This is a genomic window from Gelidibacter japonicus, assembly GCF_010725055.1.
GTDB classification, from domain to species: domain Bacteria; phylum Bacteroidota; class Bacteroidia; order Flavobacteriales; family Flavobacteriaceae; genus Gelidibacter; species Gelidibacter japonicus.
Map to the genome: position 1 here is coordinate 52,400 of NZ_BJKB01000012.1, position 15,948 is coordinate 68,347.

At 37.8% G+C, this 15,948-nt stretch carries 14 protein-coding genes; 6 read left to right on the top strand and 8 right to left on the bottom strand.

The annotated features are described in order from the left end of the window. Positions 1–3: 3 nt before the first annotated feature. Positions 4–1,764 (bottom strand): chloride channel protein, encoded by a 1,761-nt coding sequence (locus G6N06_RS12890; RefSeq protein ID WP_240338062.1) that lies wholly within the window; start codon positions 1,762–1,764, stop codon positions 4–6. A gap of 458 nt (positions 1,765–2,222) precedes the next feature. Here G6N06_RS12890 and G6N06_RS12895 point away from each other — a divergent pair, with 458 nt between their 5' ends. Continuing rightward, on the top strand, positions 2,223–2,582 hold the full coding sequence (locus tag G6N06_RS12895; protein ID WP_163517171.1) for a YraN family protein: 360 nt from the start codon (positions 2,223–2,225) through the stop codon (positions 2,580–2,582). Positions 2,583–2,792: 210 nt separating this feature from the next. After that, on the top strand, positions 2,793–4,592 hold the full coding sequence (locus G6N06_RS12900; protein ID WP_205334771.1) for a hypothetical protein: 1,800 nt from the start codon (positions 2,793–2,795) through the stop codon (positions 4,590–4,592). Between the two features lie 212 nt (positions 4,593–4,804). Here the strand turns inward: G6N06_RS12900 and nadD are convergent, their stop codons facing one another. The 3 genes from nadD to G6N06_RS12915 form a co-directional block, all read right to left on the bottom strand. Next, positions 4,805–5,383, bottom strand: a complete 579-nt coding sequence (nadD, locus tag G6N06_RS12905; RefSeq protein WP_163517172.1) for a nicotinate (nicotinamide) nucleotide adenylyltransferase — start codon at positions 5,381–5,383, stop codon at positions 4,805–4,807. Then, positions 5,380–6,003, bottom strand: coding sequence for a guanylate kinase (gene gmk / locus G6N06_RS12910; RefSeq protein ID WP_240338063.1), 624 nt, complete (start codon positions 6,001–6,003; stop codon positions 5,380–5,382). The genes nadD and gmk overlap by 4 nt, the downstream gene beginning before the upstream one ends. Positions 6,004–6,078: 75 nt before the next feature. Next, a complete protein-coding gene (locus G6N06_RS12915) occupies positions 6,079–6,936 on the bottom strand; it encodes a YicC/YloC family endoribonuclease (protein WP_163517173.1) in 858 nt (285 codons plus the stop codon). Positions 6,937–7,147: 211 nt separating this feature from the next. Between G6N06_RS12915 and G6N06_RS12920 the strand changes: the two genes are divergently transcribed. Next, complete coding sequence (locus G6N06_RS12920; protein WP_163517174.1) at positions 7,148–7,624, top strand: acyl-CoA thioesterase; 477 nt, start codon at positions 7,148–7,150, stop codon at positions 7,622–7,624. Here the strand turns inward: G6N06_RS12920 and G6N06_RS12925 are convergent. From G6N06_RS12925 to G6N06_RS12935, 3 genes are all read right to left on the bottom strand, one after another. Further along, complete coding sequence (locus G6N06_RS12925; protein WP_163517175.1) at positions 7,616–8,509, bottom strand: DMT family transporter; 894 nt, start codon at positions 8,507–8,509, stop codon at positions 7,616–7,618. The genes G6N06_RS12920 and G6N06_RS12925 overlap by 9 nt on opposite strands. Next, positions 8,499–8,855 carry an arsenate reductase family protein gene (locus G6N06_RS12930; RefSeq protein ID WP_163517176.1) on the bottom strand — a complete coding sequence of 119 codons (357 nt, stop codon included), beginning with the start codon at positions 8,853–8,855 and terminating at the stop codon, positions 8,499–8,501. The genes G6N06_RS12925 and G6N06_RS12930 overlap by 11 nt, the downstream gene beginning before the upstream one ends. A gap of 116 nt (positions 8,856–8,971) precedes the next feature. Then, positions 8,972–9,697 (bottom strand): DUF3298 and DUF4163 domain-containing protein, encoded by a 726-nt coding sequence (locus tag G6N06_RS12935; RefSeq protein WP_163517177.1) that lies wholly within the window; start codon positions 9,695–9,697, stop codon positions 8,972–8,974. Positions 9,698–9,794: 97 nt separating this feature from the next. On the opposite strand from G6N06_RS12935, the gene G6N06_RS12940 reads away from it, so the two are divergent. Beyond that, positions 9,795–10,934 carry a cystathionine gamma-synthase gene (locus tag G6N06_RS12940; RefSeq protein ID WP_163517178.1) on the top strand — a complete coding sequence of 380 codons (1,140 nt, stop codon included), beginning with the start codon at positions 9,795–9,797 and terminating at the stop codon, positions 10,932–10,934. Between the two features lie 58 nt (positions 10,935–10,992). Here G6N06_RS12940 and G6N06_RS12945 read toward each other — a convergent pair whose 3' ends face one another. Continuing rightward, positions 10,993–11,799, bottom strand: coding sequence for a THC0290_0291 family protein (locus G6N06_RS12945; protein WP_163517179.1), 807 nt, complete (start codon positions 11,797–11,799; stop codon positions 10,993–10,995). A 303-nt stretch (positions 11,800–12,102) separates the two neighbouring features. Between G6N06_RS12945 and gdhA the strand changes: the two genes are divergently transcribed. Continuing rightward, on the top strand, positions 12,103–13,443 hold the full coding sequence (gene gdhA, locus G6N06_RS12950; RefSeq protein WP_163517180.1) for an NADP-specific glutamate dehydrogenase: 1,341 nt from the start codon (positions 12,103–12,105) through the stop codon (positions 13,441–13,443). Between the two features lie 139 nt (positions 13,444–13,582). Continuing rightward, positions 13,583–15,931 (top strand): type IX secretion system anionic LPS delivery protein PorZ, encoded by a 2,349-nt coding sequence (porZ, locus tag G6N06_RS12955; RefSeq protein ID WP_240338064.1) that lies wholly within the window; start codon positions 13,583–13,585, stop codon positions 15,929–15,931. Positions 15,932–15,948 lie beyond the last annotated feature (17 nt).

The following is a 15,948-nucleotide window of genomic DNA, read 5'->3' on the forward strand; positions in this document are numbered from 1 at the left end:
AAATCACTCCGAATAATCTCGTAACAGAGCGCGGTAATTGGTTAAGATTTTTGAGCGACTTATAAAACCTAAAAACTGCTTGTTTTCGTCCAATAATGGAAGTTGCCAAACGTCGGCCTCATCAAACATTTTAGTGACTTTCATGACGGAATCCGATGGATTGATGATAAATGAAGGTTTTATGGCGAGCTTGCCTACACTTGTTTCGGAAGTGGACTTTTTTCCTAAAAGATAAGGGCGCAAATGCTCTCGATTTAAAATTCCCAAAAACTGATTGTTGCTATCAATAACAGCCATACTGTTCTGGTCGCTATTTCTAAATTTTTGCATGACTTCATCCATGCTTTCTTTTGTGCTGAGTACCAACGAAGCCGGATTGATGCAATCTTTTAATGGAATTTGGGAAAGGATATTTTGATCTTGACGTGTTGTGAAAATTTTCCCTTCCTCTGCTAGTTTATTGAACACCGGATTGATGGGTGAAAAAAACCGATTGATCACATACGCAATTACGGAAACGGTCATTAGTGGAATAAATAAATCGTAACCTCCGCTAGTTTCTGCAATCAGAAAAATTGCGGTTAAAGGGGCGTATAAAGCTCCAGACAACACCCCCGCCATTCCAACCAACATCAAATTTGTGGTTGGAACGTCTTGAACCCCTAACATTTCCAACGAAAGGCCAAACACGTATCCTAAAAGGCCTCCTGCTACCAATGAGGGTGCAAAATTACCGCCATTTCCACCCGAGCTTAATGTAATACTCGTTGCAAAAGCTTTTAAAAGAGTGGCCAATGCAAGAAAAATGAGGATGATGAGTTGTGAGTTTCCCAAATAGCGAAATAAGCTTTCATGAATTAATTGTTCGACATTGCCTTGATGCAATATTTTGATATTGAGGTAGCCCTCACCAAAAAGTGGTGGGAATGCAACACATAAGAGCGATAATAGTCCACCTCCAACAAGGGCTTTTAGTAGGATACGTTTTTTAAATCGTTCAAAAAAATGATGTACTTTTTGTCCGACCATTAAAAAATAGCGTGCGTAAAAACCGGTCAATACACCTAAGACGATATAATAAAAAATGTTGAGATAATTGAAGGCCTCACGAGCGCGAAGATTGAACAACACATCTTCATTTAAAATGATGGTAGAAAGTAAGCTCCCACAAATGGCGGCAATGACTAGCGGAATAAAATCAGTAAATACCAATCCGGTAAGAAGAATTTCAAAAGCAAACATGATACCTGCAATTGGTGCGTTAAATGCCGCAGCAATTCCGGCAGCAGCTCCTGATGCGAGCAGTAGAGTACGCTCTTTAAAATCAAGTCTGTAACGTTGTGCATAGTTGGATCCAATTGCAGAACCTGTTACGGCAATAGGTGTTTCCAGTCCTACTGAACCTCCAAAACCAACTGTAATCCCACTTTGTACAATTTGTGAATACATTTTGTTGGATTTGATTTTACTCTGGTTTTGCGATATATCTTTTAAAACAAAGGAAAGCTCCTTGTCTTCATCTCCTTTAAAAAAGTACTTGACCACCAAAGCTGTTAAAGTGATACCAACCAGTGGAAAGATGGCATAAATAAAGAGTCGCTCTTCAAATGGTATTTCATTATTAATGAAAAGCTGAATGTGGTGCACAATGATCTTGAGAAGAACACCGGCCAAACCAGCGGTTAGCCCAACTAAAATTCCGGATAGAATCAGAAATTGTGAGCGGGTCAGACGCTCGTTGATCCAAAATAAAAGGATTTCCACAAAATTGAATTTTCTATATGGATAATTTATAAATGCTCTTTTGAATTGTAAAAAAGCTACATATAGTCTCTTTATCTTGTACATTGGAAGTGGTGAATCTATTTAAAGATTTTGAAAATTAAAATAGCCTGTCCAATCAATAATATGATGAAACCAAGCTTATTCCGACTTTAAACTATCTTGCAAATTTCGCTAAAAAAATAAAATGAGAAGGCCAAATGTCCTATTTTTTAATTCAGTGTATTTTCTTTTGTGACATGAGGAGTGTGCCATTCTATATTAAAAGTTCAGAGTTGCCTACAGAAAGTGAAAAATGATATTAAAGCGATGATGCGTTGTGGTTCTATTGGACTTTTGGTAAAGAAGTATTAAATTGATAATTTTTAATGAGTGGTTTTACTTTAGTGATGGTCAGAGGAATCAACTGAAGACTGAAAACTGCGACTGAAATCTGCGTCATGGCATACCACAACGAACTTGGAAAAATAGGCGAGAAAATTGCCGAGGATTACCTTTTGTCGAAGGGTTACGAGATTGTGCGCAAAAACTATTTTTATCAAAAAGCTGAAATTGATATTATAGCGAAGCATAATAATATGATGATTTGTGTGGAGGTCAAAACCCGGAATTCCGATTTTTTTGGTGATCCCCAGGATTTTGTGACGCCAAGTAAAATCAAATTATTGGTCAAAGCGATGGATGCTTTTATCATTGAAAATAATATTGATTTAGAGTCTAGGTTTGATATTATTGCTGTTTTAAAAAATAAAACAAAAGAGGAACTGACGCATTATGAAAATGCGTTTTATCACTTTTAATGTCTGTTTGGCGCCCAATTGGCAGAAATAAAAGTGGACTTCAGGTGAAAACTTCTATACCAACAGCGTGCTAAATCCTTTATTCCCAATGGGTGGCAATAGCAAAACCTCTAATATAATCCATTAAAATTTAATAAACGGTGACAATTGTCATGTTTTGAGCGGCTCAATAATTTTACATTTGCGGCTTAATTTTTTAAGAAAATCGCAATGTTACCCATCAAACAAGTCCATAGTTTTCACATTCCTGTCATGGGTTTAGCCTACACCATAGATAGTCCAATACGTGTCGCACAATTTGGAGTTTCCTCGGTTATTTCAATTATCGATGATGACCTCATAGAAAAAATGAATGCTTTTTATAGTCAGAAATTCAGTTTGCCATATCAGGAAATATCGAAAAAAGTAGAAGATTATCGCGCTAAGCGCATTACTGCCTATCTGAATTTAGTAGATTCTATTGTTAAGGATAAGTTTGTGAAATTCAAGGAGGAATTATCAGAAAGTAAATCTGCCCTGGAGAATTTTGTCGGGATGCTTCCTAATAAATCGAGCATAAAAGAGGGGCTTTCAAAGATGTTGGAAGAAGGGATGCTCATTAAAGAGACGATTAAAACCTATATTGATACGCATTTGTCCGCTGGACAGATTGATGTGAACATCATGACCAAGATTGACAAAGATAACTTTAAGGGATCTGAACAGTTACCGGTTGAATTCAATGATGCCCATGCGTCACTTCGCGGTTTTGCAAATAGTAATTTGTCGTCGTCAGTAGTGCTTTCCGCAGGAATGAATCCAAGATTATACAGTTACTTTGAGAATTTCAAGGATTTTTATCCCGATGCCGAAGGACAACTAAAAAAGAAAATTATATTAAAGGTGAGCGATTTTCGTTCCGCGATTATCCAAGGCAAATATTTGGCCAAAAAAGGGTTGTGGGTTTCAGAATACCGAGTGGAATCTGGTCTGAATTGTGGAGGTCATGCATTTGCAACTGAAGGGTTTTTGTTGGGCCCAATCTTGGAGGAGTTTAAAACCAAAAGAACCGAATTGCTACAAGATACACACGATGTTTTTGTGAAGGCTTTAATTGATAAACAGTTTTCTGTTCCTGAGCATCCCTTGGACATAAAGATCACGGTTCAGGGAGGTGTTGGCACCGCGGCTGAACATGACTTTTTGATAGATAATTATCAGGTCGATTCTGTGGGTTGGGGAACTCCTTTCTTATTGGTTCCTGAAGCGACATCTGTTGATAATGAAACACGTCAACTCATGGCAGAGGCCAAAGAGGACGATTTATATTTAAGTAATATTTCGCCATTAGGTGTGCCTTTCAATACGCTTAAAGGCACCTCCAATGAGTTTTATAAGCAAGCTCGTATTGATAATAATAAAGCGGGGAGTTCTTGTCCTAAAAAGTTTTTGGCCTTAAGTAAGGAGTTTGGACCAGAAGGTATTTGTACTGCATCAAAAAAATATCAAGATGTGAAACTGTCAGAACTAGATTCAAAAAAGGAAACAATGACCGCTTCACATTATGACATCGCTAAAAATAAAATTACAGAAAAGGCTTGTCTTTGTGTTGGTTTGGCGAATGCATCCTATCTTGAAAACGAGATTCCAATAAAAGGACAGCAACAAGGTGTGGTAATTTGTCCAGGACCCAATTTGGCGTATTTTGATAAGGAAGTCTCGCTATCGCAAATGATACAGCATATTTATGGAGGAGCTTCTGTGCTTTCGGAAACGTACAGACCTAACATGTTTGTAAAAGAATTGAAAATGTATGTGGAGTATTTAAAAAATGATATTGCAACGTTTACGGATGAACTATCAGCCAAAAACATAAAGAAATGGTCGGCGTTTAAAAGTAATTTATTGGATGGAATTGCCTACTATCAAAATTTATTTAATGAAACGTTTCATTCAAATAAAAATGAGATTCAATCTGATATTATAATCTATAAGAATGAAATAGATACGATTGAAATTCCTGTTTTGTAATCGAGATGAAATAATTTTTTTTATTTGGATGAATTGGAGAAATAGGCAAAAACTAAATTCTCCTCCTTTTGAAGGAGGAGTGGCTTCTGCTTTCGGAGAAAAGCAGAAGACGAGGTGGTAATTGAGATTGAAAACCTCTCAGGTTTTTAAAACCTGAGAGGTTTTTGCTTATTTCGAATTTATTTGGGATCCCTGCCTTAGCAGCGATTTGTTTACCTATAAAAATTCATTTCGTCCACATATTCCCAGACATGTTCTGGTAACATCGGCTTGACGTTTTTTCCTTCTTTAATGGATTTTCTTATGAATGTAGAGGATAATTCCATAATAGGAGCGGAGACCTTATGGATTTTTGGATGTTGGTCAAATTGGGATTCGACCTTGCCTTCCGATAATCTTGGATACACATAAACATGATGGTTGGCCAAGATCAATTCGTAATTCTTCCATTTGTGGAGGCTTTTGAGGTTGTCTTCACCCATAATCAATGCAAACTCGTGCATTGGGAATTTTTCTTGTAAATAGGCAAGCGTATTGATGGTATAGTTAGGTTGCGGCATCCCAAATTCAATATCGTTCGCCCGCAATTTAGGATAGTCGGCTGTGGCCCGGTACACCATCTCGAAACGATCGTGGTTGTCAAGCATGGATGCTTTTACTTTAAACGGACTTTGGGGCGTCACCACGAACCAAACTTGGTCAAGATCACTATATTCTGCCATATGGTTGGCAATGATAAGATGGCCAATATGAATGGGATTAAACGTGCCAAAGTAAAGTCCGATTTTCATTTGTCTATACTTGTTTTCTCGTGATTTGGGGTATTTACAAAATCGGAGACTAGCTTGTAGGACTCCGCAAAGGCCTTATCAAGGTCATCATTAACCACGATCACATCAAATAAAGGGGCAGTAGCCAATTCTGCAGAAGCCTTTGCAATCCGCATATTGATTTTGTCATTGCTTTCGGTCTGACGCTTTTTAAGGCGAATCTTCAATTCGTCAATACTTGGCGGTTTTACAAAAATGGCAATGGTCTGATCGGGAAATTTTCGTTTGATGCGTAAGCCTCCAGAAACATCAATATCAAAAATGACGTTTTTACCTTTAGCCCAAATACGTTTCACCTCAGTTTTTAGAGTACCGTAAAAATTATCACGATAGACTTCTTCCCATTCTAAAAACTCGTCATTTTTAATCCGATTCTTAAACTCCTGTGCGTCTAAAAAGTAGTAATCCTTTCCATCGGTTTCGTTGTTTCTTTTTTCTCTGGAAGTTGCCGATATTGAAAACTCCAAATTAAGTTCTTCTTGTTTCAGCAAATGTTTCACAAGTGTGGTTTTACCTGAGCCCGAAGGTGCTGAGAATACGATGAGTTTCCCTTGGTTTGGGATGTCTTTAAGTTTGGTCACGAACTAATTATTTTTTGATACAAACCTTTCCTTGAACTAAAAAGGTCATTATTTTTCACCTACTTATATTACCTGCTAAAGCACATTTAGCAACTGTTCTTTAATTTTCTCCAATTCGTCCTTCATTTGAACAACCAATTTTTGCATCGGGGCATGATTGCTTTTTGAACCGATGGTGTTGATTTCTCGTCCCATCTCCTGACTGATAAAACCTAATTTTTTTCCGTTGGAATCATCGCTTTTGAGTGCTTTGATAAAATAATCCAAGTGGTTCTTCAGTCGCACTTTTTCTTCAGTAATGTCGAATTTTTCAATATAAAAAACCAATTCCTGTTCAAAGCGGTTTTCGTCTACCTTTTCTTTTAACTCCGCCACACCTTTGTGCAATCGGTCTCTTACCGCTTCAATTCGATCAGGATCCATCGCAATGACTTCATCCAATAAATCGGATATGTTTTTGACACGATCAAAAAATTCGGATTCTAAACTTTTACCTTCATCCCGACGGTATTGTTGAATCTTGTCCAATGCCGAATTGATTTCTGTTGCAATTTCCTCCCATTCATCTTCATCCATCTCATCGCGCTCGGTAGTGACAGCATCTGGTAAACGAATGGCCATTTTGAGCAATTCCGTTTCATCGCCATCAACCACTTCCTTCAATTGCTTGATGTACTGTTTCACTACGGTCTTATTGATTTGGGTTGAGGTTTCTTCACCAGTTATTTCCATGTACAATGAAAAATCAATTTTGCCACGTTCCAGTTTAGAAGCAATCAATTTGCGAATGTCCAACTCTTTTTCTCGATATAAAGAGGGCATTCTGGTATTCAGGTCGAGATTTTTGCTGTTTAGCGACTTTATCTCTATAGATATTTTTTTAGTAGGAAGCTGAATTACAGATTTTCCGTACCCGGTCATGGATTGTATCATGGACTTATTTTAAAAGTTGCACAAAGGTAATGAAAATCATCAGTTTTCTTGAGGTAATAAGTCGATGGAATTGTGCCCAAGACATTTAAAAATTCTAAATTTACATTCTTTAATTTATAACCAAGAGATAGGATTATTGAATTAGTGGTGATTTTTTAATTCCTTAAATCAGCTCCATGTTCTAAAATCTATCCTCTATATTCTATAAAATATGTATCTAAAGAATTTTGAAATACGTTGGAGTGATGTTGATGCCAATAGACATTTGGCCAATTCTGCCTATGTAAATTTTATGAGCCATACACGTGTGGCTTTTTTTGAAGACCATGGGTTTTCTTTGACAAATCTCGCCAAATTTCAAATCAGTCCAGTCGTTTTTTATGAGCATATCTTTTATTTTAAGGAAGCTTTTTTAGGGACACCCATACGCGTAAGCCTGGAAGTTACTGGTTTGAGTGAGGACGGTATGTTCTTTAGGATAGAACATAATATCTACAACCATAAGGGCGAAAATTTGGCCAATTGCGAACTTTTGGGAGCTTGGATTAATTTGAAAACGCGCCAATTAACTGGATTACCAGCAGAATTTTTAGAGGAGATGGATACTTTTCCAAAATCAAAAGATTTTAAAGTTCTTACTAAAGAGGATACCCGTAAATTTGGTAAAAAACCAGTGAACTTAAGTTGAGACTTTCGGTCTTTTCGTCACCAAATAAATACCTAGAAATATCAAAGCGGAGGCAATGACTTTAACCATCGTAAGATTGTCACTTCCCATCATGATTGCAAAAACACCTGCAATGACTGGTTGGATATAAATAAAAATGCTCACAGTAGAAGCCCGTAAATGGACCAGTGCCAATGGATTTAGCAAATTTGCTATATAAGTGGCTCCAATGATGACGAAGGCCACCGCAAAAAACACATACGGACTGAAACTTGGCAGGTCAATTTCCATAAGTTCAGAATAACCGAATGGCACGACCATAAAAAATGAAAAGAGAAACAACCATTTCAGAAAGGTCAGCGGATGGTATTTGGCCGTTAGTTTCTTAACCAGGATAAGATAAATTGCAAAAGAGGTGGCATTGATAAATATCAGGGTATTCCCTAAAAGAACATTATCTTCACTACGAAGGGATTTTCCATAAATAGTCAAGATGATAGCGCCGGCAAATCCGATAAATACTCCCAAAATCTTCATTGAGGTGAGCTTTTCATTTAGGAAAATGGCAGACATGATCAGCACTAAAATCGGAGAAATAGTTGAAATCACCGAGGCATGAATAGGTGTGGTATGTTCCAGTCCTTTGAAAAACATGAGCATGTTTATGGCTATTCCAAAAAGAGCGGCAATAAAGAAATGGATATAATCCTTTTTATCAATTTTTTCTTTGGGCCCCATAAAACTGAATAACCAAAACAGTAAAGTAGCACCACCCACTCTAAGCACTATAAATGCGAATGGTTTGACAAAGCCACCTGCCATCACATCTTTGGCAAAGGTGTAATTTAAGCCATACATCAATTGCACTATAAAGGCCGCAATGAATGCAAGTGTTCTAACCTTCATGAATTGCTTTTTTTGCAGCTTCTTCAGTTTTTGCACTGTTGCCAATAAAAATCTGATCGTTATAGACCAGAACCGGTCTGCTCAAGAAAGTATAATGTTCAAGAATATAGTTTTTGAAATCTTCTTCTGTAAGATTTTGGTCTTTAAGTCCCAAAGCTTTATAGCGTTGTGCCCTTTTGCTGAATAAGGCTTCATAACTCCCGGATAGCTTGTGAAGTTCCTCCAATTGCTCGGCAGTGATCTGTTCACCCTTAATATCTTGAAAAACGACATCAGAAGGTAATTCAAGCGTTTTGATGATTCTGATACAAGTGCTGCACGATTTTAAATAATATATTTTTTTCAAAACAATTGAAATTAGAAGGTGAAAAAATTAATCGCCAAAATAAAGCATTATAAATCACAATGCCAACTTCTTAAACTCCTCGAAATTTGTCTGAGGTTAAATGTTTTAGTTAATTTCTATGGGTTCACTTTTAAATAGTCCTTGATCTGGTCGTAAGGCAATGTGATTTTTGTGATGCCCTGTACATAAGAAGCAATCTCATAGTTATTGTAAAGAAGTACTAACCCATTGTTGGTAAACCCAATATTTGATGGTAATTGGAAATCTTCACCAAAGAAAAAGTCTTCCATGGTGTCATCCTTATCCTTTGGTTTTGTCTGTTCCATAAACGCCTCTTCAGCAACTTTTTTGAATTGGTCCAAGTTCTTGAGTAAGTCTTTTTGCTCGAATAAATCCCCGGTTTCTGGATTGAAATTTAAGTAAGTTGTTCGTCCATTACCGTGCGCACCACCGGTGTCAGTATAGGTCTGAAGGCTTAAACAGATGAGCTCTGGTGACTCGTAAACCACTTGTCCATCTACCTTGGCTTCCCATTTCTGGCTGCTATCCTGAAAGTCCCTCTTAAAGGATTTGTACTCTTGATCAAATTGTGAAACGGCTTCATCAATGGAAATGTCATTTTCTGGAGTATTGGCCATATTCATTTCATTGGCAATGACATGCTCTATCTGTTGATTTATTTTATTGGCAACAGCTTTTGTCCCGATGGCTTTCGGATAATTAACAACAATTGTTGCATCAGTCGATTTTTCGATATGTCGTGTCTCAAATGTTAATTTGACATCTTCTTTACAAGCAAATATCAGTAAAGCAGCGGTGATCAATATGCTTATTTTTTTCAATGTTTCAGTTGATTTGTTAAACAGCCAATAAAGGTATTACATCCTTTTGTAACCAACCAGTTAAAGGTTAAATTTGTTGTGAACAAAATTAAATGTCATGAAATTCAATACAAAAACCATTCACGGTAATCAAGAGCATGATAAGGCTTATGGTGCTGTGATGCCGCCAATATACCAAACCACAACCTATGCGCAAACTACTCCTGGAGGCCATAAAGGATATGAATATTCAAGAAGTGGCAATCCAACTCGTACGGCGTTGGAAAATTCATTTGCGAGTATTGAAAATGGAACTTATGGATTGGCTTTTGGTTCTGGATTGGCAGCAATCGATGCGGTGATGAAGCTGCTAAAACCTGGTGATGAAGTTATTTCGACAAATGACCTTTATGGTGGTACTTACCGTTTGTTTACTAAGATATTTGAGGGCTTCGGAGTCAAATTCCGGTTTGTTGGGATGGAGAATGCCTCTAAAATTGAATCCTATGTCAACAAAAACACCAAGTTGATCTGGGTGGAAACGCCGACAAATCCAATGATGAATATCATTGATATTAAAGCCACAGCCGCGGTATCAAAAAAACATAATATTTTATTAGCGGTTGACAATACTTTCGCGACGCCTTATTTACAACAGCCGTTGGATTTGGGTGCTGATATCGTGATGCATTCTGCTACGAAATACTTGGGCGGGCATAGTGATGTGGTTATGGGTGCGCTTATTGTAAAAGATAAGGACTTGGCAGATAGATTATATTTTATCCAAAATGCAAGTGGTGCGGTGTGTGGGCCGCAAGATAGTTTTTTGGTGCTTAGAGGAATCAAGACCTTACACGTCAGAATGCAGCGCCATTGTGAGAACGGAAAGGCTGTGGCCGAATATTTAAACAAGCACCCTAAGATCGAAAATGTGTATTGGCCGGGTTTTGAAAATCATCCAAACCATGATATTGCAAAAGCACAAATGAAGGACTTTGGCGGGATGGTATCATTTACCACAAAAGGGAACAATTACAAAGAAGCCATCAAGATTGTTGAAAACTTGAGCATATTCACCTTGGCAGAGTCGTTAGGCGGCGTTGAGTCTCTTGCGGGGCATCCGGCGAGTATGACCCATGCCAGCATACCTACGGAAGAACGTGAAAAGATAGGGGTTGTCGATTCCTTAATTCGATTGAGCGTTGGTATTGAGGACAAGGACGATTTGATTGCCGATTTGAAGCAGGCAATAGGCTAATTGTTTTCTTTTATAACTAAAATACTGGTTCAGCTTGGTTATGTGGAGTGCCTTAGGATCAATCAAAGTAATGAATGTATCCAATGTTTAGCCATAACATATAGTCATTAGATTTATTTGACGGTAGCTTATGGTTTAAGCCATCAACCTCATCACTGAAATAATGTTGCCATCTTAAATCGAGTATTAAATCTGAGTAAAATGATACTTTGTAACGGGTACCGATGCTTCCCACAAGGGAAAAAGTGGTTCCGCTTTGGGCGTTTACAAATTCAGTATCTCTAATGGTTCCATCAGAATAGCGATACCAAGGGCCATAAAAATTATCTAGATTTTTTGGGTTCCCATCGCCATAGGTGGTGTAAACCTTGGGATTATATGCGGTAAAATGGACGCCAAAACTAACGAAAGGCGTGAAAGAATGTGTTGCATAGGAGAACTCTCTAAGGCTGAAAGGAAAATAATCCAATTGTACCCCAATATCAAAATTTTGGGTTTCTCCTGAATGTGCTCTTAATTTTTCGGCATTTACACTTGTTTTTGCTGGGTCTACCCATTGACCAAAATGTTTCAGTTTGGCCGTATTATAAGAAAGTTCACTGCGCAGTTTGAAATGATCATTGAAATATGCGAAAGGTTTATATCCAGGAGTATCCTCAAAGTTCATAAAATGGACAATACCTATACCAAAACCTGTATTCCCCGAGTTGGTTTCGAAATTACGACGTTCACCAAAATCGGATTGAAAGGCTACAGGGCCAACAATAATGCCTAATTCATTGGAAAACCTATTTTGAGCAAAGCCTGTTGAGATACCCATAATAAATATAGATACTATGGTTAACTGTTTCAAACTAAGCGCCATATAGTTTTGTTGTTTAACGAGGTTGGTACTAACAAATATATGAAAACTGACTTAACTTCCAAACAAAACATTTGCTAGGTGAAGATTATCGAAAAAAAATCATCTCGGCTATTGTGATATCAATTTTTCCGACCTCTAATTCCAATAGAAATATAAAAATAGATTAATGAATCTTCTTTAAATTGCGTATTTCATAATTATCGATAAATGACATAACATTTGATTGAGAAAAATTCATTAAAACATTTAATATGGTTATATTTGTGAGGTTAAACTCAGTAAAAACTGACAATAAGTTAATAAATGACAGAAAAATTAGTATCTTTTTTAGATTATGTTCAAAAAAACAACCCTAATGAGCCAGAATTCTTACAAGCGGTTCACGAAGTAGCAGAGACCATATTACCTTATATAGACGAAAACCCTAAGTATCAAGATAAAATGTTATTGGAGCGCATGGTTGAACCTGAGCGGACCATTATCTTCAGGGTTCCTTGGGTTGATGATCAGGGTAAGATTCAGGTGAATAGGGGGATTAGGGTTGAATTCAATTCGGCGATTGGTCCTTATAAGGGTGGCTTGCGTTTTCATCCCACCGTAAATCTCAGTATTCTGAAGTTTTTGGGATTTGAACAAACCTTTAAAAATTCGCTCACTACCCTTCCTCTGGGAGGTGGTAAGGGAGGATCTGATTTTGACCCTAAAGGGAAAAGCGACAATGAAGTGATGCGTTTTTGTCAATCGTTCATGAATGAGCTGTACCGACATATTGGAGAAAGTACGGATATCCCTGCTGGCGATATTGGTATTGGTTTTAGAGAAATCGGCTATATGTTTGGGCAATATAAGAAATTGCGAAATGAGTTTACAGGAATTTTGACCGGCAAAGGCTTGTCCTATGGTGGTTCTTTGATCAGACCAGAATCAACTGGGTATGGATGTGTCTATTTTGTAAGAAGTATGTTGGCGCTTCAAAATGACACTTTGGAAGGCAAGACAGTTTCTATCTCGGGTGCTGGGAACGTAGCTCAATATGCTTGTGAAAAAGCAACCGAATTTGGAGCAAAAGTGTTGACCATGTCTGATTCTTCAGGATTTATTTATGATCGGGACGGTATAGATGCTGAAAAATTGGCGTTTATTATGGACTTGAAAAACGTAAGACGAGGAAGAATAAGTGAATATGCAGACAACTATAAATCGGCGACGTTTCACGAAGGAAGACCATGGTCAGTAAAAGCAGATATTGCTCTGCCATCGGCTACCCAAAATGAGTTAAATGAAGAAGAGGCGAAAATGCTGATAAAAAACAATGTCATGGTAGTGGCCGAAGGTGCCAATATGCCGTGTACACCAGAAGCCATAGAAGCCTTCCAAAACGCCAGGGTTTTATTTGGTCCAGGAAAAGCGGCCAACGCCGGTGGGGTGGCAACCTCAGGATTGGAAATGAGCCAAAATGCTTTAAAGCTTTCTTGGGATCGAGAGAAGATAGACGGAAAACTAGTGACTATTATGGAAGATATCCATCAATCTTGTGTAACTTACGGAAAACGGGAAGATGGTTTTATTGATTATGTTAAGGGTGCAAATATTGCTGGTTTTGTTAAAGTAGCAGATGCTATGCTGTCACAAGGCGTGGTATAATTGATCAAATGAAATATGATTTCAGGGCTTCGATAAGAGATTATTGAAGCCTTATTTATTTTCTAAATATATGAATAGACTAAAAATGTCGTTTGTAATAAATATCTTTGGTATCTATTAGTACGCTATGATAAAACAGATGACATCCATTTTATTGTTTTTCCTTGTGTTTTCAATCCAGGCACAGGATTTTTCAACATTATGGCAAGGCTACTTTTCCTTCTATAATATAAAGGACGTGGCTGTTGGAGATAACAAAGTATATGGAGCTTCTGAGAATGCAATTTTCACCTATGATTTGTCAACCAATCTGATAGAAACCATAACTACAATAGATGGGCTGTCTGGTGAGACCATCTCTACCATTGCCTATAGTGAAGCCTATGGGACTTTATTGATTGGCTATGAAAATGGCCTGATTGAGATTGTTTCAGGGCCGGAAAACGAAATATTATCGGTGGTGGACATTCTCGATAAACAAACCATCCCTCCAAACCTCAAGCGCATCAACCATTTCAATGTCCATGATGGATTGGTTTATATTGCTACGGACTATGGAATTTCGGTGTATAACTTAGAACGTCTGGAGTTTGGCGATTCCTATTTTATTGGTAATGGTGGCAGTCAGATTAATGTGAACCAAACCACGGTGTTGGATAATACAATTTATGCGGCTTGCGGGAATAATAACGCGATAAAAAGCGCTGAGTTATCAAATTCAAATCTCATAGATTATCGGCAGTGGCAAACCATGGGTAACGGCAGTTTTGTTTCGGTTGAAAGCGTTGGGAGCCGATTGTATGCCATCCAATCCAATCAAGTGGTTTATGAAATTTCAAATGGAGGGTTCATAGCGTTATTCACTTATTCCAATTTGCCTTTGGACATGAAAGCCGTTAATGATAACTTAGTCATTGCCACTGAAAACAACGTGTATGTGTACAATAGCAGTTTTTCTGCTTTAGCCACGGTAACACGACCATCTGAATTGGACACAAGATTTACTGCAGCCACAATTTCTGAAAATCATGTGTTTATAGGGACAAGTAGCCTTGGCGTGTTGAAAACCAACTTATCCAACACTGCGGCTTACGAAATAATTGTACCGGAAGGACCTCTTATGAATGATGCCTTTAAGATTGAAGCCGGCAATAATAATTTGTGGGTAACCTACGGTGATTATACCGTGGACTACAATCCCTATCCGTTGCGCAGTTATGGCCTTAGCCACTTAGTTGAGGACAATTGGATCAACACAGCTTTTGACAACCTTTTATCGGCTCAAAATTTGAATTATGTGGCGGTTAACCCTTTCAATCCAACCCAGGTATTTATAAGTGCTTGCCAACAAGGAATTTTGGAGCTTAATGACGAGGTGCCAACCGTATTGTTGGATCAGAATAATAGTGGGCTGGAAATAATCGCTCCTAACATCCCTTCAATTAGGCAAACGGGGTCTCTATTTGATAGAAATGGTTTGTTGTGGACCCTATCCTGTCTTACTGATAAGGCTTTAAAATCGTACAATCCAAGCACCGGACAATGGCGAGGCTATAGTTTCAGCGAAATTATTCAAGACCCTATTAGCGACGAGTTTGGCTTTGGCGATTTGGCCATCGATAGAAATGGTACTAAATGGATAGGCTCTTATAAGAATGGTATTATAGGTTACAATGAAAATGGAAGCAAGATAAGATACTTAAATTCTGAAGAACAGAATATGCCTTCAACCGTCGTTTCAGCGGTAGCAGTCGATAATAATAATCAACTATGGATTGGTACCATTCTAGGGTTGAGGGTGCTATATAACACGGGTAACTTTTTTGATTCGGCCAACCCTAGCGTGAAGGAAATTGTGGTGCTTGACGATGGTATTCCTCAGGAGCTATTGTCCAACCAATATATTACAGATATAAAAGTGGATGGATCCAACAATAAATGGATTGGAACTTTGGATGCTGGAGTTTTTTATTTCTCACCAGACGGGCAACAGACCATATACCACTTTACCACAAAGAACTCCCCATTGCCTTCCAATTCCATAAAAGATATTTCAATTGATGCGCAAAACGGTAAAGTTTATATCGCAACATCAAAAGGCTTGGTGTCTTTTTCTTCTGGCGGTTCCAAACCAGAGGAGGAATTGACGAATGCTTATGTTTATCCAAATCCGGTTAGACCAGAATATGATATTCTTGGAGCCAACAATCTCAATGACATCAATAAGGGTGTAAAAATAAGAGGCATCACTGAAAATGTCAATATAAAAATCACAGATATTGAGGGCAATCTCGTTGCGGAAGCGCAATCAAGAGTCAATTTAAGAGCAGCTCGTTCGAATTATAATTTTGCAATTGATGGCGGAACTGCAATTTGGAATGGTAAAAATTTGGCCAATAATATTGTGGCTTCTGGAGTCTATTTGATTTTGATTTCAGATCTGGACTCTTTTGAAACCAAGGTCTTAAAGTTATTGATCATCAGGTAACCTATTCATTCGAACAC

What these genes read in the sequence shown, in the direction of transcription:
- G6N06_RS12895 (WP_163517171.1), top strand. Translation starts at nt 2,223, where the DNA reads ATGGCATACCACAACGAACTTGGAAAAATAGGCGAGAAAATTGCCGAG.
- G6N06_RS12900 (WP_205334771.1), top strand. Translation starts at nt 2,793, where the DNA reads ATGTTACCCATCAAACAAGTCCATAGTTTTCACATTCCTGTCATGGGT.
- nadD (WP_163517172.1), bottom strand. Translation starts at nt 5,383, where the DNA reads ATGAAAATCGGACTTTACTTTGGCACGTTTAATCCCATTCATATTGGC.
- G6N06_RS12915 (WP_163517173.1), bottom strand. Translation starts at nt 6,936, where the DNA reads ATGATACAATCCATGACCGGGTACGGAAAATCTGTAATTCAGCTTCCT.
- G6N06_RS12920 (WP_163517174.1), top strand. Translation starts at nt 7,148, where the DNA reads ATGTATCTAAAGAATTTTGAAATACGTTGGAGTGATGTTGATGCCAAT.
- G6N06_RS12925 (WP_163517175.1), bottom strand. Translation starts at nt 8,509, where the DNA reads ATGAAGGTTAGAACACTTGCATTCATTGCGGCCTTTATAGTGCAATTG.
- G6N06_RS12940 (WP_163517178.1), top strand. Translation starts at nt 9,795, where the DNA reads ATGAAATTCAATACAAAAACCATTCACGGTAATCAAGAGCATGATAAG.
- G6N06_RS12945 (WP_163517179.1), bottom strand. Translation starts at nt 11,799, where the DNA reads ATGGCGCTTAGTTTGAAACAGTTAACCATAGTATCTATATTTATTATG.
- gdhA (WP_163517180.1), top strand. Translation starts at nt 12,103, where the DNA reads ATGACAGAAAAATTAGTATCTTTTTTAGATTATGTTCAAAAAAACAAC.
- porZ (WP_240338064.1), top strand. Translation starts at nt 13,583, where the DNA reads ATGACATCCATTTTATTGTTTTTCCTTGTGTTTTCAATCCAGGCACAG.